General features: G+C 35.7%; 20 protein-coding genes, 3 pseudogenes and 2 other annotated features. Of the genes and pseudogenes, 5 read left to right on the top strand and 18 right to left on the bottom strand.

The features are described 5' to 3' along the window. Window positions 1–33 precede the first annotated feature (33 nt). Window positions 34–564, bottom strand: coding sequence for a CvpA family protein (locus K6959_RS12525; protein WP_223086658.1), 531 nt, complete (start codon window positions 562–564; stop codon window positions 34–36). Between the two features lie 14 nt (window positions 565–578). Further along, window positions 579–830, bottom strand: a complete 252-nt coding sequence (gene zapA / locus K6959_RS12530; protein WP_163243041.1) for a cell division protein ZapA — start codon at window positions 828–830, stop codon at window positions 579–581. 137 nt (window positions 831–967) lie between these two features. Here zapA and rnhC point away from each other — a divergent pair, with 137 nt between their 5' ends. Continuing rightward, window positions 968–1,903 carry a ribonuclease HIII gene (gene rnhC / locus K6959_RS12535; RefSeq protein WP_163243042.1) on the top strand — a complete coding sequence of 312 codons (936 nt, stop codon included), beginning with the start codon at window positions 968–970 and terminating at the stop codon, window positions 1,901–1,903. A gap of 265 nt (window positions 1,904–2,168) precedes the next feature. After that, window positions 2,169–2,752, top strand: a pseudogene (locus tag K6959_RS12540) (transglutaminase-like domain-containing protein). Between the two features lie 66 nt (window positions 2,753–2,818). Here the strand turns inward: K6959_RS12540 and pheT are convergent. The 3 genes from pheT to K6959_RS12555 all read right to left on the bottom strand — a co-directional run bounded on the left by pheT (window position 2,819) and on the right by K6959_RS12555 (window position 7,439). Beyond that, entirely contained in the window at window positions 2,819–5,233 is a 2,415-nt protein-coding gene (gene pheT / locus K6959_RS12545) for a phenylalanine--tRNA ligase subunit beta (protein ID WP_223086660.1), read from the bottom strand. 53 nt (window positions 5,234–5,286) lie between these two features. Further along, window positions 5,287–6,324 (bottom strand): phenylalanine--tRNA ligase subunit alpha, encoded by a 1,038-nt coding sequence (gene pheS / locus K6959_RS12550; RefSeq protein WP_163243044.1) that lies wholly within the window; start codon window positions 6,322–6,324, stop codon window positions 5,287–5,289. Window positions 6,325–6,380: 56 nt separating this feature from the next. Further along, window positions 6,381–6,606: a binding site (T-box leader), on the bottom strand. Between the two features lie 77 nt (window positions 6,607–6,683). Next, entirely contained in the window at window positions 6,684–7,439 is a 756-nt protein-coding gene (locus tag K6959_RS12555; RefSeq protein ID WP_223086662.1) for a TrmH family RNA methyltransferase, read from the bottom strand. 140 nt (window positions 7,440–7,579) lie between these two features. On the opposite strand from K6959_RS12555, the gene sspI reads away from it, so the two are divergent. Beyond that, the gene (gene sspI, locus K6959_RS12560) at window positions 7,580–7,789 is read left to right on the top strand and encodes a small acid-soluble spore protein SspI (RefSeq protein ID WP_223086664.1); all 210 of its coding nucleotides are present in this window, start codon (window positions 7,580–7,582) and stop codon (window positions 7,787–7,789) included. A 90-nt stretch (window positions 7,790–7,879) separates the two neighbouring features. Here the strand turns inward: sspI and K6959_RS12565 are convergent, their stop codons facing one another. Continuing rightward, window positions 7,880–8,965, bottom strand: coding sequence for a M42 family metallopeptidase (locus K6959_RS12565; RefSeq protein WP_223086665.1), 1,086 nt, complete (start codon window positions 8,963–8,965; stop codon window positions 7,880–7,882). 223 nt (window positions 8,966–9,188) lie between these two features. Then, window positions 9,189–9,680, bottom strand: coding sequence for a dUTP diphosphatase (locus K6959_RS12570; protein ID WP_163243048.1), 492 nt, complete (start codon window positions 9,678–9,680; stop codon window positions 9,189–9,191). Between the two features lie 164 nt (window positions 9,681–9,844). On the opposite strand from K6959_RS12570, the gene K6959_RS12575 reads away from it, so the two are divergent. Continuing rightward, window positions 9,845–10,249, top strand: coding sequence for a sigma-w pathway protein ysdB (locus tag K6959_RS12575; protein ID WP_223086667.1), 405 nt, complete (start codon window positions 9,845–9,847; stop codon window positions 10,247–10,249). A gap of 75 nt (window positions 10,250–10,324) precedes the next feature. Here the strand turns inward: K6959_RS12575 and K6959_RS12580 are convergent, their stop codons facing one another. The 4 genes from K6959_RS12580 to K6959_RS12595 all read right to left on the bottom strand — a co-directional run bounded on the left by K6959_RS12580 (window position 10,325) and on the right by K6959_RS12595 (window position 12,971). Next, window positions 10,325–10,897 carry a TVP38/TMEM64 family protein gene (locus K6959_RS12580; RefSeq protein ID WP_163243050.1) on the bottom strand — a complete coding sequence of 191 codons (573 nt, stop codon included), beginning with the start codon at window positions 10,895–10,897 and terminating at the stop codon, window positions 10,325–10,327. Between the two features lie 649 nt (window positions 10,898–11,546). Further along, window positions 11,547–12,020, bottom strand: a complete 474-nt coding sequence (locus K6959_RS12585; RefSeq protein ID WP_163243051.1) for a hypothetical protein — start codon at window positions 12,018–12,020, stop codon at window positions 11,547–11,549. A gap of 3 nt (window positions 12,021–12,023) precedes the next feature. Continuing rightward, window positions 12,024–12,398, bottom strand: coding sequence for a hypothetical protein (locus K6959_RS12590; RefSeq protein ID WP_163243052.1), 375 nt, complete (start codon window positions 12,396–12,398; stop codon window positions 12,024–12,026). A gap of 99 nt (window positions 12,399–12,497) precedes the next feature. After that, a complete protein-coding gene (locus tag K6959_RS12595) occupies window positions 12,498–12,971 on the bottom strand; it encodes a hypothetical protein (protein ID WP_223086669.1) in 474 nt (157 codons plus the stop codon). A 619-nt stretch (window positions 12,972–13,590) separates the two neighbouring features. Between K6959_RS12595 and K6959_RS19230 the strand changes: the two are divergent. Then, window positions 13,591–13,876, top strand: a pseudogene (locus K6959_RS19230) (transposase); the annotation flags it as partial. A gap of 214 nt (window positions 13,877–14,090) precedes the next feature. Here the strand turns inward: K6959_RS19230 and K6959_RS12600 are convergent. The 7 genes and pseudogenes from K6959_RS12600 to K6959_RS12640 all read right to left on the bottom strand — a co-directional run bounded on the left by K6959_RS12600 (window position 14,091) and on the right by K6959_RS12640 (window position 22,169). After that, window positions 14,091–14,342: a hypothetical protein gene (locus K6959_RS12600; protein ID WP_163243595.1), complete on the bottom strand. Its 252-nt coding sequence runs from the start codon at window positions 14,340–14,342 to the stop codon at window positions 14,091–14,093. After that, window positions 14,342–16,141, bottom strand: a pseudogene (locus tag K6959_RS19235) (LXG domain-containing protein). The gene K6959_RS12600 and the pseudogene K6959_RS19235 overlap by 1 nt, the downstream one beginning before the upstream one ends. A 537-nt stretch (window positions 16,142–16,678) precedes the next feature. Beyond that, a complete protein-coding gene (rplT, locus tag K6959_RS12620) occupies window positions 16,679–17,038 on the bottom strand; it encodes a 50S ribosomal protein L20 (protein ID WP_163241754.1) in 360 nt (119 codons plus the stop codon). Between the two features lie 38 nt (window positions 17,039–17,076). Further along, window positions 17,077–17,277, bottom strand: coding sequence for a 50S ribosomal protein L35 (gene rpmI, locus K6959_RS12625; RefSeq protein WP_163241756.1), 201 nt, complete (start codon window positions 17,275–17,277; stop codon window positions 17,077–17,079). 17 nt (window positions 17,278–17,294) lie between these two features. Further along, the gene (gene infC / locus K6959_RS12630; protein WP_163241812.1) at window positions 17,295–17,846 is read right to left on the bottom strand and encodes a translation initiation factor IF-3; all 552 of its coding nucleotides are present in this window, start codon (window positions 17,844–17,846) and stop codon (window positions 17,295–17,297) included. Window positions 17,847–17,887: 41 nt separating this feature from the next. Then, window positions 17,888–18,021 (bottom strand) — a sequence feature (ribosomal protein L20 leader region). Between the two features lie 107 nt (window positions 18,022–18,128). Beyond that, window positions 18,129–20,060 carry a threonine--tRNA ligase gene (thrS, locus tag K6959_RS12635; RefSeq protein ID WP_223086670.1) on the bottom strand — a complete coding sequence of 644 codons (1,932 nt, stop codon included), beginning with the start codon at window positions 20,058–20,060 and terminating at the stop codon, window positions 18,129–18,131. Between the two features lie 1,236 nt (window positions 20,061–21,296). Beyond that, window positions 21,297–22,169 carry a putative sporulation protein YtxC gene (locus K6959_RS12640; RefSeq protein WP_163241760.1) on the bottom strand — a complete coding sequence of 291 codons (873 nt, stop codon included), beginning with the start codon at window positions 22,167–22,169 and terminating at the stop codon, window positions 21,297–21,299. Window positions 22,170–22,393 lie beyond the last annotated feature (224 nt).

The raw sequence follows: 22,393 nt of genomic DNA on the forward strand, positions 1-22,393 counted from the left end.
GCAATCAAAACTCCTAATAGTGAATCCGTCGTTTTATTCAATCCAAAGATCCCTTAGTTGCTGTGATAAAAACGGTGTGTGCTCTACAATCCCCTTCATGATAATCGAATCGTTCAACGGCGTTTGAATTGATTCTACTGGGAGTAAAGCAGATATATATAGTATAATAAAAATGATAAAATAAACTTCAATAAATCCTAATATTCCACCTGCCCAAATATTTAGTTTTCTTAATATTGGTATACTGGAAACAAAATCTAGCATAGAACCGATCATTTGCAATAAAATTTTTACCGCAAAAAAGATTAAAACAAAAGCAATTGCTCGATAATACATATCTTCTATGTTAGCTTGATCAAATAACAATTTCATACTTGAATTATCGCTGAATTGTGGATAGGGAACCCACATTTTTAATTTTGGAGCAAGGTCATCGAAATAAATAAAAGCAACGATGATCGAAATGATAAAGCCTGCAAAATGAATAACTTGAAGAATAAATCCTCGTTTTAAACCGATAAAAAATCCGAGAATAAGAAACACAATAATGAGTAGATCAAGCATGACTTTTCAGTCCTTTATTTATTTAATTCACGCTCAAGCCATTCGAGACGATCCTTTAGCTTTAAATAGTCATTAACAGCATTTACAGCTGTTAAAACGGCAAGTTTATTTAGATCAAGCGTAGGATTCTTGGAGCTGATTTCACGCATTTTATCGTCTACCATCGAGGCTACGAGACGAATGTGGCTCCTACTCTCTGTCCCGATGATCGTATATTGCTGTCCATATATATCAACAGTTGTTCTATTTTTTTGAACTTCTGACAACACATCAACCCCCCATTCGAAAGAATCCTATTCAATATCATAACATGAATTAAAATCGATTGGGAAGCGATACATTCCGATTCTAGACGTTTTCATAATAAATAACAATTTTCTTCATTAAAAGGAGCTATATCACAATGAAAAATATCGTATTAAAAATGAATTCACAGCAAATAAATGAATTAAAGCATTACTATCAATCAGTAATCAAAGATAGCGCATCTCCGAGCAGTTTATTTGTTGCAAAGCCTGCTTCTTGTACAATTACTGCTTATCAATCTGGAAAAGTGCTATTTCAAGGGAATAATTGTGAGGTTGAGGCAAAAAAGTGGGAACACTTGCAAACAGAAATGAAGAAAACGTCTTATAATAAACGACAATCCACTCATTTGCCTAAATCAATTAGTACTTTATCCGTCATCGGATCAGATGAAGTCGGAACCGGGGACTTTTTCGGACCAATAACTGTTGTAGCTGCATATGTAAACAAAAAACAAATCCCCCTTTTAAAAGAACTAGGAGTGAAAGACTCAAAACATTTAAACGATACAAAAATTATCTCAATCGGCGAACAATTGCGTCACTGTATCCCATTTAGTCTTCTCAGTTTACATAACGAAAAATATAATGAATTGCAAGCAAAGGGAATGACACAAGGAAAAATGAAAGCTTTACTTCATAACAAAGCAATCAGCAATGTACTTAAAAAAATTGAACCAGAGAAACCAGAAGCAATATTAATTGATCAATTTGTTGAAAAGGAAACATATTTTCGACATATTAAAAATGAGCCGGTCATTCAAACTGAAAATGTATATTTCAGTACAAAGGCTGAGAGCGTCCATCTTGCTGTTGCTTCGGCGTCTATTATCGCTCGCTATGCTTTCATAAGACATATCGAAAAGCTTAGTGACAAAGCTGGCTTTACAATCCCGAAAGGTGCAGGTGCAACTGTCGATATTGCCGCAGCCAGATTAATGAAAGAAAAAGGAAAAAGTATCCTCCCGCAATTCGTAAAGCTGCATTTTGCAAACACACATAAAGCTTTACAAATAGCGGAAAAAAATAAATGAATTTCTTTTTTAGAAAATGATTGGCCTTTAAAAATTAAAAAATAGCCTTAATATTGCTTCAGATCGTTGATAAAGCAATACGAGCATTTATCAGCAATCTGAAGCATGAACCAATGCTCCATTCAGTTTTGGATTGTTCGTACAAGTGTCACCAAGTAAGTAATGACAACGTCATTTTCAATACTTTTCTTTAAAAACTTGCTCGTCATATTCCGATATGCAGCGATTGGCATTTTTTTATTAAAAATAGATAGGACGTGTTTTTTTGAATCTAGTTTTCGAATCAAAACTGTTAACAGATTATTTAATTGAGACTGAAAATGTGAATTTTAATCACCCAACGATACAGAAAAAAATAAAAGAATTATTTTATGAAGGTTTAAGTGATGTTGAAAAAATAAAAATTATCTATGAATTTGTACGCGATGAAATTTCACACTCTTGGGATATTCAAGCAACAACCGTTACTAGAACAGCTTCCGAAGTCTTAGAGCAAGGAACAGGTATTTGCTATGCAAAATCAAATTTACTTGCAGCGTTGTTTCGGTGAGTAGGAATTCCTTGTAGCTTTTGTTATCAAAGATTAATGATTTTTGATACGCCTAAAAAAGGTTATTCTTTACATGCTTTTAATGCAGTATATATTAAATCGCTTGAAAAGTGGATTCGTTTGGATGCAAGGGGAAATAAACGTGGAGTGAAAGCGGAGTTTTCTCTGTAGATGAAGATATGGATGAAGTAACATATCCATTTGTTTATGTCAAACCTAATGAAAAAACATTACAAATATTAAAAGACTCAACAGATGCGCTGGAAATGTATAAATACCATTTACCAGATAAGCTATAATAAATATTCGAAACTTTAATTGAAAAACCTCTGCGGGCTTCCGCAGAGGTTTCAAAAGGTATCCGTTTAACTTCTAAAAACAGCACCGGTTTTTTCTTGTAGTGCTTCTAGTACTTTGTTATGAACTTTTGTTACTTCTTCATCTGTTAATGTTCGTTCAGGTGCAAAGTATTTTAAAGAAAGAGCGATTGATTTCTTTCCAGATTCCATATGCTCGCCTTCATATAAATCAAAGACGTTTACATCCTTTAACAGCTTGCCGCCTGCATTTTCAATGACTTGTACAAGCTCAGCAGCGGTTCTATCATAATTGACGACGAGTGCAATATCTCTAGTAATTGACGGATATTTTGGAATTAATTCATATTGTAACGGTGCTGCTTCGGCTTCAAGTACATCCTTAATAGCAATTTCAAACACGTACGTGTCCTTTAAATCCATTTCCTTCTGAACTGTTGGATGAACTTGACCGATAAAACCAATATTTTTACCCGACAAATAAATTGAAGCTGTTCTTCCAGGATGCAAGCCATCCATTTCGCTTTGCTTATATTCGATTTTGTTTCCAAGACCAAGTTTTGCAAATAACACTTGTAATATTCCTTTTAATACAAAAAAGTCAACTAGTTTCTTTTCTCCTTGCCAAGGGTGCGACTCCCATAAACCTGTTACAGCTCCTGCTAGGTGCTCTCGTTCTTCCGGCAGTTGGTTATCTTCGTTACTTAAAAAGACTGAACCGAGCTCATATACTGCTACACGATCATTATTCCGAGCTAAATTATATTTTAATACTTCTAAAAGCTGTGGAACAATACTTAATCGTAGGTAGCTTTGTTCTTCACTCATCGGCATTGATAATTGAATTGGCTGTCGTAATTCAAGTGCATACTGTGTCGCCATTTGCTTACTAGTTAATGAATAAGTAACTGCTTGATAAAGACCTGCTCCTTCTAAGTATCGACGAACAGCGCGACGTTTCTTTTGATACATTGACAGCTTACCCGGAATAGAAGAGCCAATTGGTAATGTAACTGGTAGAAGATCATAGCCATAAAGACGTGCCACTTCTTCAATAAGATCTTCTTCTATCGTAATATCTCCGCGGCGTGTTGGCACAGTAACAGTAAATGTCTCATTTTCAACTACAGCTTCAAATTGCAGTTTTGCAAATATGTTTTTAACTTCATTAACTGTTAATTGTGTTCCGAGAACGCGATTTATCTTTTCAAGTGTAATCGTAATGACAGCATTTTGTATTTTTAGACAATCTGCCTCAACTGTTCCAGCTAATACTTCTCCATTTGCATATTGAGCGATTAATTGAGCAGCTCGCTCGATTGCAGGACGGACACGATTCGGGTCAACCCCTTTTTCAAACCTTGCACTAGCTTCACTTCTTAGTCCAAGATCTCTTGAAGCCTTTCGAACTGTTACACCTTTAAAATATGCAGACTCTAATAAAATTGTCGTCGTCTCTTGTTGAACTTCCGAGTTTGCTCCACCCATTACACCTGCAATCGCTACTGGTTCAGTTCCATTTGTGATTACAAGATGATCATTAGTCAATGTTCGTTCTACATCATCTAACGTTTTTATAACCTCACCATTTTTTCCACGGCGAACAACAATTTCTTCAGAACCTAACCGCTCATAATCGAATGCATGAAGCGGCTGTCCGTACTCTAATAAAACATAATTTGTAATATCGACTACATTATTATGTGGACGAATACCAGCAGCAGCTAATCGTGCTTGCATCCATAGCGGTGACGAACCGATTTTTACATTTTTAATAACTTTCGCCACATATAGCGGGTTATCTTCGCTTGCCTCTACATTCACTCGAATATAATCTGCTGCTATTTCTGAGCTTTCTTGTTTATTTACCTCAGGAATTTTTACATTTTTTCCTAAAATAGCAGCAACTTCATAGGCAACTCCAAGCATACTTAAACAGTCTGAACGGTTCGGTGTTAAATCCAGTTCAAGCACATGATCATCACGATTTAGTAAGGACATGGCATCGACACCAACTTGGGCATCATCAGGAAACACGAAAATTCCATCAGCAAACTCTTTTGGCACTAACTTCCCTTCCACACCGATCTCTTGCAAGGAACAAATCATTCCATTAGACTCTTCCCCGCGGAGCTTTGTTCGTTTTATTTTAAAATTACCTGGTAAAATGGCACCCGCTTTCGCAACAATCACTTTTTGTCCCTTCGCCACATTCGGAGCTCCACAAATAATTTGCACCGGCTCTTCTTCCCCAATATGAACTTGACATTTGTTTAATTTATCAGCATTCGGGTGTGGCTCACATTGTAGTACATGACCGACAACAAGACCGCTAACTCCCTCATTAAGAGCTTTTACTACATCAACTTCAATACCGCTTTTCGTAATTTTCTCCGCCAATTCTTCGGGTGTTATATCAGTTAAATCTATATAATCTTGAAGCCATTTATATGAAACGTACATATTAGTCCCTCCTACTATTTCTTTTATGTTCTATTACTTGCTCTTTAATATTTTTATTCATGAACAAAAAATTGTTTTAAAAAGCGGACATCATTCGTGTAGAAGTGGCGGATATCATCAATTCCATACTTTAACATTGCGATCCGCTCTACCCCCATTCCAAAAGCAAAGCCTGTATACTTCTTTGAATCATAACCAGCCATTTCTAACACATTTGGATGAGTCATTCCTGCACCGAGTATTTCAATCCATCCAGTTTTTTTACAAACATGACAACCGCTTCCGCCGCACATGAAACATGAAATATCCATTTCAACAGATGGCTCGGTAAACGGAAAAAAGCTAGGGCGAAGACGAATTTCACGATCAGCACCAAACATTTTCTTTGCAAATACTTCAAATGTCCCTTTTAAGTCACTCATACGAATATTTTTATCAATAACAAGTCCTTCAATTTGTGTAAATTGATGTGAATGTGTCGCATCATCATTATCACGGCGATATACTTTTCCTGGACAAATGATTTTAACCGGTCCTTTCCCTTCACGTTTCTCCATTGTTCTTGCCTGAACTGGAGAAGTATGTGTTCGTAGTAAAATGTCCTCGGTAATATAAAACGAATCCTGCATATCCCGAGCAGGGTGTCCTTTCGGAAAGTTTAACGCCTCAAAATTGTAGAAATCTTTTTCAACTTCAGGTCCTTCAGCTACTTCATAACCCATGCCAATAAATAAATCTTCAACTTCTTCTATGATCCGAGTTAATGGATGATGGTTGCCAACTTCAACTGGTCTTCCTGGTAATGTAACATCAATTTTTTCAGATGCGAGCTTTTGTTGCACTACAGCTTCTTCAAGTTTTTTTTGCGTTTCTTCGATTTTCGTTGCAATGACTCCACGGACTTCATTTGCCAGTGCGCCAATTTTTGGACGTTCTTCGGCCGATAACTTGCCCATTCCTCTTAACACTTCAGTTATAGGTCCTTTTTTACCTAAATAGGCTACTCTAATCTCATTTAATTGTTTTAAGTTTTCGGCAGCTTCAATTTTCTGAAGTGCTTCCATTTCTAACTCTTTTAATCGTTGTTGCATTATTATATCCTCCTTTAATGATGATTTTTTGTAAATAAAAAACCCCGTCCCCTATAGAAAGGGACGAGGATATCGTCGTGGTACCACCCTTTTTAGCTCAAGAAAGAGCTTAACTTCATTCTGATAACGGTTTTAAGCCGGCGCATCATTACATTTAAAATGGTCCCGATGCCAACTCAAGAGGTGAACTTCATTTGTGCTTCCATAAAAATGCTTTCAGTCTATGGCACTTTCTCCCTGCATGGTAAGAAACAAACTACTTTCCTCTGTCATTGCTTTTATCTTTTCAATTTGATGTTTATTATATTACATTTTATCTTTTGTTTCAAATTGGTTTTTCCACGATTAGCAGGATTCAACTAATAGCCCTTTAAGTAATATAGCAGTATTCCTGTCGCAACCGCAACATTAAGAGATTCACTTTTTCCGTAAATCGGTATATATAAATTTGAATCTGTTTTTGTTAATAATTGTTTGTCTACTCCGTTTCCTTCATTCCCAACAATTAATGCAAATGAATGAGTACGCTTAATGTCAGAATATATCATCCCATTTTCAAGTGCTGTACCGTATACTGGGATGTTTTGACGATTTAATTGTTTTATCCACTCGGTTAAATTTCCTCTTACAATTGGTAAATGAAAATGACTTCCTTGGGCTGAACGAACTACCTTTGGATTATAAATATCTGTACTTCCTTCTCCTACAACAACACAATCAATTCCAGCAGCATCTGCTGTTCGAATCATTGTACCTAAATTTCCCGGATCTTGAACCGCATCGATCAAAAAAAAAGTGTTGCCATCTTCGATTGAATTGTTATGATGATCTTGATTACAAACAGCACAAATTCCTTGAGGAGTTTCAGTTTCAGTTAATAAGCTTATAATTTCATCACTTACAATAAAAACTGGAATCGATTGAACATTCCACTCTTCTCGTATTTTGATTTTTTCATTAATGATAATTTCAATGATCCTTCCTTCATGTAATGCTTCTTCGACAAGGTGAAAGCCCTCAATTAAAAAAGTGCCTGTTTTATCCCGTTCTTTTTTTCCAAGTAACTTTCGCCACTGTTTAACTCGCGGGTTTTTTATCGAGTGAATATAATTCAACATTGATTCTCCTTTTACATTAATTAATGATCGCTTAAAACATTGTACATAATAATTAAAGAAGACGTCAAAATATTATCAAACACTTCTACTATCTTTTGCAAAAAAATATTATTCATCGTAAAAGGAGAGTCCAAACTATGAACTTAAACTTACGTAAGGCCATTATTCAAAATGTTTCCGGAAATTCACAAGCAGAGCTAGAAGATACAATTGTAGATGCGATTCAAAGTGGAGAGAAAAAAATGCTGCCTGGTCTTGGTGTACTTTTTGAAGTAATTTGGAAAAATGCTGATAATAACGAAAAAAGTGCAATGCTTGAGACATTACAGAATGGTTTAAAACATTAAAAAGTGCTCGGCAATTTTAATACAAACAACAAAGACTGACTCTAATAATAGAACTCCTTTAGCACAGGAGATGAGTCAGTCTTTTTTACATTAATCGAAGGTAATGCTATTAACAGTATCTTTATCTAAACGTTTAATAACTTCTGTAATCAGTTTTACTGTATTTTCAAAATCATCCCGATGAAGCATTGCCGCAGGGGAATGAATGTAACGAGTAGCAATTGTTATCGCTAGTGATGGAACACCTTTTACAGATAAATGGATTGACCCTGCGTCTGTTCCCCCACCGGAAATAGCGTCAAATTGATATGGGATGTTAAGCTCATCTGCAACCCCAGTAACAAAATCACGCAATCCTTTATGAGAAACCATTGAAGCATCATAAAGAATGATTTGTGGACCTTTTCCCATTTTTCCAAGCGCATCTTTTTCAGATATCCCTGGGGTATCACCAGCAATTCCGACATCAACTGCAAATCCGATATCAGGCTCAATTGTTTGTGCAGCCGTCCGAGCTCCGCGCAGCCCTACTTCCTCCTGAACTGTACCAACTCCATATACAACATTCGGATGTTCCGCACCTTTTAATTGTTTCAATACATCGATGGCAATTGCACAGCCAATCCGATTATCCCATGCTTTTGCTAAAAGCATTTTATCGTTATTCATGACAGTAAACTCAAAATAAGGCACTGCCATATCACCAGGTCTTACTCCCCATTCTTGTGCTTCTTCACGACTTGAAGCACCAATATCGATAAACATTTCTTTAATGTCTACTGGTTTTTTTCGAGCTTCAGGAGATAAAATATGCGGTGGTTTAGAACCAATGATTCCAGTAATCTCTCCTTTGGCCGTTACAATTGTCACACGTTGGGCAAGCATAACTTGTGACCACCAGCCTCCAACCGTTTGGAAACGCAAAAATCCTTTCTCATCAATTTGAGTAATCATGAAACCAACTTCATCTAAATGGCCAGCAACCATGACTTTTGGACCGCCATCTTTTCCAACCTTTTTTGCAATTAAACCGCCTAATCCATCTGTAGTGATTTCATCAGCAAAAGGAGTTATGTATTTTTTCATGACTTCACGAACTTCGCGTTCATTTCCTGGAATTCCCTTGGCATCAGTTAAATCCTTTAACATTGTCAATGTTTCATCTAACTTCGTCATTTATTTCGCCTCCCTAATAATTAATTACTTACTTATTATATAAAAGAACATTATTTTTTACAAAAAAATTTAGATGTAGATAAAGTTAAGATGACAATCCATTCGCTTTAAACTAATTAACGCTTGTCATTCAAGGCTTCGAGTATGACAAGCGTTCTTGTGTTTACTACGAAAAATGCGAACGTGATCAACATTCTGACATCATTTTCCATAAAAGACTTCATTAATATCCTTGTTGCTGTCTTTCAAAATTAACTTCATTTTTTTCAATATATGCTTTTTTTATGTCATTACTATTGAAACCAAGTTTTTTTCCAAGCAATATGTATTGATTAAACATATTCTCATATGCTGTTAAGTGTCGGGTTCTTTTAAATTCTCCTACTGCCTCGTACACATTTAAAAATAGTTCACTTAAAGATTGATTTACTTGACCGTCTACTTTTATATTATTTTGGGTTTCAAATCCGAGTTCTAGACCTAAAGATAACATGAAATGTATTCCGTCAACAAATTCCTCAAGAATAACATTATTCGCCGACGGTGCTTTTAGGCTCCAAAATTTAAAGCATCTCGTTTCATTTGCGAGTTCGCCTAACTCAACAAGTAACGCAAGGACTTTTCGATCGAACAGATCCTCCTTTGTTAGATTATGTTGCGTTTCAATATGCTTATCTAAGCTTTGCTGCATTTTAAAAAGCTCGTTAAAATCCACATTTATCCCCCTATTGTAGTAAATAATTAATACATAAAGTGTATCATCCTTAAATTCTTGAAAATAGTTTTAAAAAATGTAACAAAGAAATTTCAAAAAAGTGAAACCTTTTTGAATCCCATTCGTATAGTTGATAATAAACTTGAAATATGGAGGGCATATTTATGATGTGGCTGTTGCGCTTAACAATATTTGCACTCATCATCTTCCTCATTTACAGTATCATAAAATATATTTTGAATCCAAAAAGAAAATTAGAACTTGCCCATGAGCAAAAAAGATATTATTTTTTAGATTATCAAGAAAACGTCCAAAAAAATTTCTTCCTCACATATAAAGGAGCGCTATTTGAAGGAGAAAAGTATTTAGGAACTACAGACCATGCATTTGAAGTTGTTTCAATCTTTATATGGCCGCGGAATACAGCAGAGTTAAAAGGAATGGTGAAAGAAGACTTCCAATTTATCGAAAACAAAATTCATGAACATTATCATAATGCAAAAATTGATTGGAAAAGCCCGGTTAAGGAATTCATGGAAAAAAGCAGATTCCCTAAAGATCGATTTTAGTATTATTGTTCTTGGCTTATTCGTGTGAGACCGAATCTCACAAGGAATAAGCCAAGAAACAAGCAAACACGTACTTTAAACAGTTGCTTTAAAAAAGTCTTGCCATTTAATAACTGTTACTTTCTCCCTTAACGCATAGACGAGGACAACGAGAGCAAACAATATAATTAAAATCATTGTCGGGGTAAATCTGCTAATAAATTCACCAAACACGGTGTAAAAGAGGATAAGCGGGACGTTTGAAATCAATGCACCTTTCATATATTCTTTCAAACTGCCGTTACGTTCAATCAAACAAAAATTTAATAAATGATAATGAATAAAAGGGATAAGTCTTAATATCGTAATTTGTGAAACAGTTAAATTTCGATACTCTCCGAACCATCTTTTTTTAATTTTTAAAAGCTTCTTATGAATATTTGGCATTTTTTTTATCATAAAATAAAACAATAAGTTCACTAGCATTAATCCAATGAGCGAGTATATCGTCCCACATAATGTTCCAAACAGCACTCCGCCAGAGATGATTACAATAGCAACGGGAATAAATAAAAATTGTCTTAAAAGATGAAACAAAATAAAAGCAATTGGTGCCAAAAATCCCCCAGCTTCAACATAATAAAAAGCAATTAACAGCTTTTCATTCATCATTTCACCCTCTTAAATACTGCTTCACACGATATTAAAGCTTATAAAAAGGGACAAAACGTTATGACAAAAACAGCAAAAAATATCTCTTTAGATCAACTCTCGATCAACAAGAAAACGGGATCAATATTCTTTATTAATACGTTTCAATAACCTTCAACAGCATTTTATAGTACAAAAAAACCTTTTAATATTTTTCACTATAAACTTGCTAATACTTTTTGTACTTGCCGTTAGTTTGCGCTGACTAGTCAAGGCTATATTATTTAACAATAATCATAATGATATATTGCTTTTTTCTGTGAAAAATTACGTCCGAGAACACAAACTTGAAATTTCATAAACACTTCAAAAGTAGCACTGAACAAACCCCTAGCAGAGAAATGCAACACCAAACTAAGGTTACTTTATTTTAAGTTTTTTCTCTATCGCGCCTTCGCCTGGCGACCTCTTCATTCAAATGCAGAGTTAGATCTTTTCTTTACTTGAATGAAGAGAAAATAAATACCTAGTTTTTAATTTACAATCTTGTGAAAGTGCATACGTTGTATTTAGAGGGCGATAAATATTGGCTATTACCTAAAACAAAAATACCTCAAGAGGACTTTAGCCTATCAAGGTATTTTTTTAATCTAATTGTACAGTAATATTATTGTTCATTATACAAATTGATTAACTCACATTTAAAATCTTCATACATTAAAAATGCTTCTTTTAATATCTCTTCTAATTCTATATAATTTCGAAAAACCGGTTCTAGTATTCTTTCACTTGGATCAATTAATAACCTTGAGTAAACACTCCAAGGACTCCCTAATCTTACCTCATTATTATGATAAACAACCCAAATAAACTCTGTCATTCCATATTCTAAAATTATATTAAACCATATCATATAATTCGGTGAATTATCTACAACCCCTACTTTGATAAAATTTTCTTTCTTATCAAAAGATGCATCATAACCTAAAGTATTAATTATTTCAATAACCTTCTCTATTTCATAGTTTTCAAAACTGTCATCGGGATTACCGTTAAAACGATTAGACATTTCCTTATACCTGTCTATAAATTCGATTTTTTTCAAGGTAGCTTTAATTTCGGGTTTCATTTCAAAACTCATTCTCTATTCCTCCATAAACCTTAATTCTACTTCATATTCTTTTGCTATTTGTTTGTATCTTTCGATATCAGTTATATTTTTATTTATCGCTGGTATTTCCAATATTAGTTTTCTTTCTAATAGCTTACCATTTAACTCTGGATAGCGATTTGAATGTATTTTCGTGCCGGCAGAATATTTCTGATTCATTTCTTTTAGGTATGCCCTATAAGTTTTTTCATCAATCATATCTAAATCCGTTGCTTTCCTTGAAATTATTTCTTTAGCAATAGGATGATCATATGAATCTAATCTTTTCCCATTTTCTAAATGAATCTCATGATAATTATATATACGTCTCTTTCTAACAGTCTTATTAAACTTGTTTCCCCTTGCCATAGGAGAATCGTTTAACCAATAATCTCTTGCTTCTTTCCATTCTAGCTATCACTCGGAATTTTTCCTTCTTTTGCTTTACGGGAAAGATATTTTACATAATTAGATTCTAAATTTGAATCTATAAATCTCCCATTTGGAAGCTAGAAGATCTTTACCCGTTCCCTTACCAATTACATCCACATCCTCCGACACTTTCCCACCACGATTTTCTCCAAACGCTTCCTTACTCGCCTGATGGATTCGATTGTACAAGTTATCCATGACGTTGTATGGAATATTGTCAACTTTGCCTGTTGCAAAAGCGGGAGTTAATCCTTTATTAATCGGTATCGGTGGCGGGATCTTATTTACAACATTTCCGATCTTTTCAACATTACCGAGTTTTGCTGCATTTCCAAGCTGACCTGCTCTACTTAATCCTTTATCTCCGATTACGCCAATTCCGATTGTTGTTAAACCATAGAAGAAGAATTCAGCACGGCTATGGGCATCACCGTTGATGACATCTCGATTCCAGGCGTTTTTCATCCCTTCCCACATATATTTTGGGAAATTGATTGCTTTATCCTTCATTTCCCCTAGCTTTTTCTTTGGGTCATGGATGAGTTGATAAGCGAAGATGGCTTTTTCAATATAATTGATATGACCCGGTTGTAAATTTTCCTCGGCAAATTTGTATAAAGAAACGAGACCGTCTATCGTGTCACTAAGCGCTTTTCCCGCTCCATCGATGACACCTTCAAATGCACGATCAACTAGCGAGATGAAAATCTATATATGGTTTTGTTATTTCCTCGATTACATTCTCTAAAACCTCTAATACATTAAGATCTGAAACAATCTCGAAAATCTACCCGCCTCTAATAATAAAAGCAATCTATAGCCCACTACATTCCTAAAAGTAACTATCTACTGTTTTATTCTGCATGTATTTTAACAAGTACCCGAGAAAACTGGATACACCTAAGCTTTTTGGTCTTCACAAAACCTTTGGTTGATTCTTATTCTTCAACAGAACATTAAACGCATGGTACGTTTTATTATTAAACGTCTATGAAATCTATTAACAGCCCATGCGTAATTGGGGAATTTTATATTTTTTTAAAAAATGTTTTAAACTCCAATTTAACATGCATTTTAGAATATTCTATATAAATATTGTATTTAGATTCTCCTTTAAAAGTTGATTATCTCTTTTAAAATCTACGAGTGCTAGGACTGTTCTGGATGCCCATTCCGTACATCATGTACAAAAGCAAAAGATGGTAAAAACCGCAAATTAATAGTGAATAAAAAATGGGAACAGCAAAAATAATATGTAAGAGTGAAGCTTTCAGAAGAGAAAACGAGTGCCAGCTATCGGAAATGCAAAATCGACGTGGATCCGGTTTTTGGGATTATTGAAGACCAATTTGCGTTTCGCTCGATTTTCTATACGAGGAAAATCGAAGGTAGAAAACAAAATGGGTCTCGCATGAATGGCAGTGAATTTAAGAAAATTCACTGCCAACAAGAATATATACGTAAAAATAGAGAAAGGTGAATTTGAGTACGCTTAAATTCACCTTTCCCACTATTTGAAGCTAGTTTTGTCCCAGCCCCTTTAACATTTTTATTATGTGAATGAGTAACTAGATTTATTTCTTTAAGAAGATATAAGCATTTGTCAAAATATTATTTTTTAGTGATTTGCTATCTTTCTATTGTCGTTTTTTCTGGAAAAAATCCACCTTCTTTAAAGATTATTTGACCAATTCTTTGAGCAACCCATTTCTCATAAGCTTCATTCGGGATAATTCCATCATTTACTTGCTCATGAATAGTGATTTTTTTTGTATTTTTATCATACTCAAGTATACCCAAAGTTGACTCATTAGGTCCAAAATAGTAAGTCACTTTATTGTCATCTTCCAAAATTTTTTTCATCATTACATATATAGCCATTATTCTTCTCCTTTCGGTGGAAACCATACTCGACCAGATTCAATAGTTTTATCGTGAGCTGTTCTATAATTAGTTTTAAATATTCCTTCAAAACGAGACTCAAAAAATTCATGATTTAATAAATCTATATCATTACTTTTTATATTCTTCCCCTCAATTAATCTCTCCCATGCGTCAGCCATATCAGGATCAGCATCAAATCTACCTACTCCATTATCTTTTTTATGACTTTTATAAAAAAGATGGTCTTTAATTCTAGCAATCTTCCACTTAGGTAAACCGATATTAGCAGCAATTTTCTCTATATCATTATTGTTAGCCCTAATTTTCCCATATCGTTCCTCAGCTTTTTCAAACCTCAAAAATTCTTCATAAGGATCAATTTGTCTAGCACCAGTTTCAAGTTTATTAATGAGACCACTGGCTCCTTTACCAGTCCCCCCAACACTCACCGACGCTTTCCCACCACGACTGTCTCCAAACGCTTCCTTACTCGCCTGATGGATTCGATTGTACAAGTTATCCATGACGTTGTATGGAATATTGTCAACTTTGCCTGTTGCAAAAGCGGGAGTTAATCCTTTATTAATCGGTATCGGTGGGGGGATCTTATTTACAACATTTCCGATCTTTTCAACATTACCGAGTTTTGCCGCATTTCCAAGCTGACCTGCTCTACTTAATCCTTTATCTCCGATTACGCCAATCCCAATTGTTGTTAAACCATAGGAGAAGAATTCAGCGCGGCTGTGGGCATCACCGTTGATGACGTCTTGATTCCAGGCGTTTTTCATCCCTTCCCACATATATTTTGGGAAATTGATTGCTTTATCCTTCATTTCCCCTAGCTTTTTCTTTGGGTCATGGATGAGTTGATAGGAAAAGATGGCTTTTTCAATATAATTGATATGACCAGGTTGTAAATTTTTCTCGGCAAACTTGTATAGAGATACGAGACCGTCTATCGTGTCACCAAGAGCTTTTCCCGCTCCATCGATGACACCTTCAAATGCACGATCAACGGGTGAAGTAATGGCACCATCCCTTATTTCTTCGGGTATTGCTGGAACAACTTCATAATGATTTTTGCCAGATCTATCGGCTTCCATTACAATCAAGCCGTCTGCATATACGTGATATTTGATACTGTTGTCATTTCCATATGCATCTCTTTTGACCGTATTGATTGGCTCAAGTCCGACCTTTTGCACTAAGCTACCTAAAAGCTTGCGATAAGCCTCGCTTGTCATCATTTTTGATACACTGTAATGAGAAATTGGTAATTGACCACTTTGAGTCATCGCTTCTATTTCTTTCATAAAGCTGGCCATCATTAGTAAATCATCTAAGATCCGATCAAGTAAACGACTTGCTTGCTCATCAAAGGAATGGAGGTTTTCGATCGTCAGTTGATTATGTTGTCGTGCTTGATTGATATGGGAGATTGTTTCATCAGCTTGGATAGGTGGCAAGCTGACGATATCTTGTACATTATGTATTGCATTGTTGATTTCACTCGTTATTGATGTAACTCGTCTCTCAAGACGATCTAATCCATTTGCGACATCATTTTCTAAAAAACTTTCGTGAATAAAGCCATCTTCTGCTGGCTCAAACGCTTGAAGCAAATATTTAATTTCTGCTAAAATTGTATCATAATCAGTAATGAATGCTTGAAGATATAAGAGGAGAGGCTTATGTACGTATTAAAAAAAGCACGTAATCGCTTCGCCGCCTTTTCCTTTAAGTGAATCTTCTAGTTGGATAATTCCTTCAACAGCACGTTCAATTTCACCCACTTTTGATAGAAAATTTATCTATAGAATTATTTTTTATATATGTATATTAATAGTAAGTGTAAATTTTATTACTTTCAAGGGATTTTTAACCTTTTTTGTATGAAAGAAGTGGAGTTATAACCAATTTTTCGAAGGCATAAAATATTATAGATGATATTTCATATGGAGGCATTTTAATATTTATTTGACGTTCATTATCTATTATTTATTTAATCTATCACATTGTATATTAATTTCATATGAGGATTCCCCCCATAAGAGATCTCATTGTTTTTTGAGAGCATTTAGAGATAATGAAAGTTATCTGAAGGACAAGAGTAAAAGCTTAAGTGTTAAGATGATAAAAGTTTTGCAACAATTAAGTATCAGATCCTTTAAAATACACCTTAATCACACCACTGTTTTATAGCCCATTCATCTGAACTCCTACCCTGAATTTATCTGAACGTTTACGAGCATGATTCAAAATTGTGATTTTATATTCCTGATCAATAAGAAAAGCCATCCTTACCTTAAAAGAATGGCTAAATATTTTCATTACTTATTTAATTGACTTTTTGCAGCGTTTGCTAAATTAGCAAATGCTTTCTCATCACTTACTGCAAGATCGGCAAGCATTTTACGGTTTACTTCAATCCCAGCAAGCTTTAAACCATGCATTAAACGGCTGTAAGAAAGACCATTCATACGTGCTGCTGCATTGATACGAGTAATCCATAGCTTACGGAAATCGCGTTTTTTCTGACGACGGTCACGATAAGCATACATATAAGATTTCATTACTTGTTGATTTGCGACTTTATATAATGCATGCTTTGATCCGTAATAACCTTTTGCTAATTTAAGAACTTTTTTACGACGTCTGCGAGTAACTGTACCGCCTTTTACACGTGGCATGTTAATTCCCTCCTATTTAAAAATCAAATCGTTCAAGATTATTTAATGTTGTCCAATAAATGACGAATACGTTTGAAATCGCCTTTTGATACGAGTGTTCCTTTACGAAGCTTACGTTTTTGCTTTTGAGTTTTATTTGCGAACATATGGCTTGTATAAGCATGAGCACGCTTTAATTTACCAGTTCCAGTTTTTTTGAAACGCTTTGCAGCGCCACGGTGAGTTTTCATTTTTGGCATTTTCGTATTCCTCCTTATTACTTTTCGTTTTTAGGTGCTAAAACTAAAAACATGCTGCGACCATCCATTTTAGGAGAAGATTCTATCATCGCCACATCAGCACATTCCCCTGCAAAACGGTCTAATACACGTTGACCAATTTCTTTATGAGTAATTGCACGACCTTTAAAACGAATAGATGCTTTTACTTTATCGCCTTTTTCTATAAATTTACGAGCATTGCGAAGCTTCGTTTTAAAATCATGCTCTTCGATTGTTGGACTGAGGCGAACTTCCTTTATGTTAATAACCTTTTGTTTCTTACGTGCTTCTTTGTCCTTCTTTTGTTGCTCAAATTTAAATTTTCCGTAATCCATAATCCGAGCTACAGGCGGTTTTGCGTTTGGAGCAACAAGCACTACATCAAGATTAGCTCGTGCAGCAATTTCCAGAGCTTCATGTTTGGATTTAATTCCAAGCTGCCCGCCATTTTGATCAATGAGACGAACTTCCCTTGCACGAATACCATCGTTTACCATCATGTCCTTGCTAATAGTTAGACACCTCCAAGTTTTATATAACGAATACATGTTTGGGTTAAGAATCACCGTATTATAGTTGGACAGCCGCATCAATAAAAAAAGTGCAGATGTCAAAACACCCACACTTTGCGAACAGAAATTAATAATAGTTTGCTCACGTAGAACCTGCCAACTGCAATCTTTGCGTTAATCAGGTGAGAAGCGGGTGCTTCTTCTTTTCCTCAAACCCGTATTCCATTTTCACTTTTTCTAATATAACATAATTGTTGAGACAATGTCAAATAGGATATTCCTTCACATCATATTATAACATACGACAACAATATGCATTTACAACGTTACTTCTTCTTTTAAAGCTGTAACGAAATCTGCAAACGAGATTGTTTCAGATTTTTTCTCTCCATATTTACGAACATTAACAGTTTTTTCATCTACTTCATTATTTCCGACAACGAGCATGTAAGGGATTTTTTGCATTTGTGCCTCGCGAATTTTATAACCAATCTTTTCATCACGACTATCTAGTTCAACACGAAAACCTTCTGCTTTTAATTTACTTTCTACTTCTTTTGCATAATCAAAATGAACAGATGGTGAAACAGGAATAACTTGAACTTGAACAGGTGCAAGCCAAGTTGGAAACGCACCTTTATACTCTTCAATTAAAAAGGCAACAAAACGCTCCATAGTAGAAACGACGCCGCGATGAATCACGACAGGACGATGCTGTTTACCGTCTTCCCCTATATATGTGAGATCAAATTTCTCAGGAAGCAAGAAGTCAAGTTGAACAGTTGACAATGTCTCCTCTTTGCCAAGAGCTGTTTTTACTTGAACATCAAGCTTAGGACCGTAAAATGCCGCTTCTCCTTCAGCTTCAAAATATTCAAGCCCTAATTCATCCATCGCCTCTTTCAACATGCTTTGTGCTTTTTCCCACATTTCATCATCATCATAATATTTCTCTGTATCTTCATGATCACGATAAGATAGACGGAATGAATAATCATTTATCTCAAAGTCTTTATATACGTCCAATATCAGTTGAACGACACGTTTAAACTCTGTTTTAATTTGATCTGGACGAACAAATATATGAGCATCATTCAAGGTCATTCCACGAACACGCTGCAACCCTGCTAATGCACCTGACATTTCATAACGATGCATTGTCCCGAGTTCAGCAATTCTAATTGGTAATTCACGATAACTATGGATACCTTTTTTATACAACATCATATGATGTGGACAGTTCATTGGACGGAGAACAAGCTGTTCGTTATCCATATCCATAACAGGAAACATGTCATCCCGATAATGATCCCAATGTCCCGATGTTTTGTAAAGCTCAACACTTCCCATAATAGGTGTATAAACGTGATCATAACCGAGGCGAACTTCTTTGTCTACAATATAACGTTCTATTATGCGTCGAATTGTTGCTCCTTTCGGTAGCCATAAAGGCAATCCTTGCCCGACTTTTTGTGAAATCATAAAGAGATCTAGCTCTTTGCCTAGTTTACGATGATCTCTTTCCTTTGCTTCCTCAAGAAGACGAAGATGTTCCTCAAGATCAGCCTTTTTAAAGAATGCAGTACCGTATATGCGCTGAAGCATTTTATTTTTACTATCGCCTCGCCAATAAGCCCCAGCAATACTGAGCAGTTTAAACTCTTTAATTTTTCCAGTTGACGGAACGTGAACTCCCCGGCAAAGATCAAAAAATTCCCCTTGCTCGTATACGGTTACTACCTCTCCTTCGGGAATTGCCTCAATTAATTCAAGTTTATATTCATCTCCAATCTCTTCAAAAAGTTGGATTGCTTCTTCTCGAGATACTTCTTTGCGAATAACTTCTATATTTTCGTTTATAATTTTCGCCATTTCTTTTTCAATTAGTGGCAAATCTTCTGGTGTTAAAGATTCTTCCATATCAATATCATAATAAAAACCACCTTCAATTACCGGACCTACGCCAAGCTTTACATTTTTATATAGTCGCTTCACTGCTTGTGCCATTAAATGAGCTGTGCTGTGGCGCAGTATTTCTAAAGCTTCTTCTCGGTCTTGCGTGATAATTTCGAGTGCACCATTTTCTTTTATTGGCCGACGAAGATCATACATTTCACCATTTATTTTTCCAGAAATCGCCTTTTTTTTCAATCCAGGACTAATAGATGCAGCAATCTCTTCAGTTGTTGTTCCTTTAGGAAATTCCTTTACTGCCCCATCTGGAAATGAAATGTTGATAATTTGTGACATTTTTGCTCCTCCTTTTAAGTTTCTAAAATTAAAAAAACCCGTCCCTATAAAAGGGACGGGTTGTATTATTGGTTCAACACGTGGTTCCACCCTAGTTCTCATTTTGTCGAATGATAAGCTGCGAATATCTGCGTTGCTTGAACTCGATCAATCCTCACGTGCTATTGGCACGCTCCGGTTGCTCTCCTCCTGCGCGCCTTGATCTTCTAGCTTCTCATTCGACAAAAAGGCGACAGGATATGAATGAGCGACGATCTGCCTTGCTTGAAATCGATCAAACCTCACGTGCTATTGGCACGCTCCGGTTGCTCTCCTCCTGCGCGCCTTGATCTTCTTGCTTCTCATTCGACAAAAAGGCGACAGGATATGAATGAGCGACGATCTGCCTTGCTTGAAATCGATCAAGCCTCACGTGCTATTGGCACGCTCCGGTTGCTCTCCTCCTGCGCGCCTTGATCTTCTAGCTTCTCATTCGACAAAAAGGCGACAGGATATGAATGAGCGACGATCTGCCTTGCTTGAAATCGATCAAACCTCACGTGCTATTGGCACGCTCCGGTTGCTCTCCTCCTGCGCGCCTTGATCTTCTTGCTTCTCATTCGACAAAAAGGCGACAGGATATGAATGAGCGACGATCTGCCTTGCTTGAAATCGATCAAGCCTCACGTGCTATTGGCACGCTCCGGTTGCTCTCCTCCTGCGCGCCTTGATCTTCTAGCTTCTCATTCGACAAAAAGGCGACAGGATATGAATGAGCGACGATCTGCCTTGCTTGAAATCGATCAAACCTCACGTGCTATTGGCACGCTCCGGTTGCTCTCCTCCTGCGCGCCTTGATCTTCTTGCTTCTCATTCGACAAAAAGGCGACAGGATATGAATGAGCGACGATCTGCCTTGCTTGAAATCGATCAAGCCTCACGTGCTATTGGCACGCTCTAGGTTCTCAAGCGGCTTCTTAAGCTTATGCTCGACAATTAATGACTCCTAGCTAAGATAACGGTTTTTTCCGTCAGCCAATACTTGTTTCACGTTGTATACTTGCTTTCGTTTCACGTTCATAGCTGAAGTTTAAAGGTGGTAGGCATTCATCTCGTGTTAGGAAGGTTTCAGCCATGCCTCCCCTCTCTGAAAACCGTAAAAGAATACCCTTGTCCTTATCATAACCTTTAATTTAATCAATGTTTATTATGTAGGTTATTATAGTTCTTTAAATAAGGAAAATCAAGGGGGTGCATTTACGAATTTTCTTCCACTTTAGATAAATAAAATTTTTTTTGATAAAATGCTTCGTAAGAATGAATTGTAACCCGTTCTTCAAATATGTTTTGGATCGTTCTTACAAGTGGTTGTTCAGAGTCTGTTGTATAAACATAAATGACATGAGGAGCAATCGATAGTAATGGTGCAATTGTTATCGAATCAACATAAACTGGATGATTTGAGAGCAGCTTGCGATCAATCATTTTCGTAAGTACACTTCGTTTTATTTCATTTAAATATTCATCAAAAAATGTTACACCTTCATCAATAAACAGATGCAGTTCAGTCAGCTTCGCCCCTCGTCCACTTAAAAAGTCTCTTAATGTTTGGATAAACATTTGATATTCCTGCTCCATTTTATATTCATCTATCGCAACTTCTACGTATTTTTCTAAATTAGCCATAAATGAACGCATCCGAAATTTAATAAATGAATCAAAAGAAAAAGAAATATTGTCTTCAAACATCCCATCAATTGTTGCAGTAACATTTTCTTCAACTCCGATATCCACCAAAAATGGAAACAGTTCCTCCCGATCCCCTTCTAACAATGAGTAAATAATCTCCAAAATTTGCCGTTGTTCTTCCGGGTCATGAAATAAAAACAGCTCACTTATCATGTTGCGAAACCAATCATCTCGCTTTTCATAAAGAATGAAATTTCGAAATGTTTCTTTAACAAGCTTTAAATCTTCTCCTCGTAACGGTCGGGGTCCTGTTAGTTTCACTATATGGGAATCTTCTATTGAAAGAAGAAAATCTTTTTGCTGCAAAGCTGAAAAGTTTTTATAAAGTTGATTATATAGTTTTTTTGCATCCTCTTTATGCTGAAAGGTGATCTCGATCAATCAAATCCCCCCTTTTAAATCTCTGATTTTATATATATGGGGGACTTGTTTAAAATAGAAGTGAGTTATATAGTTGCTTTTCCAAAATGAAACACCTAATAACAGGTTGTTTCCTTGTTATAACAGCTTGTGAAAGATTTATGCCTATTTTATATTTTTTTAATGGTTAGCACTTCAGTGTGAAATTTTACTATTGTTAATTAAAGCTATGCGATATAACATTG

The sequence above is a fragment of the Bacillus aquiflavi genome, assembly GCF_019915265.1.
Taxonomy (GTDB): Bacteria; Bacillota; Bacilli; order Bacillales; family Cytobacillaceae; genus Bacillus_BT; species Bacillus_BT aquiflavi.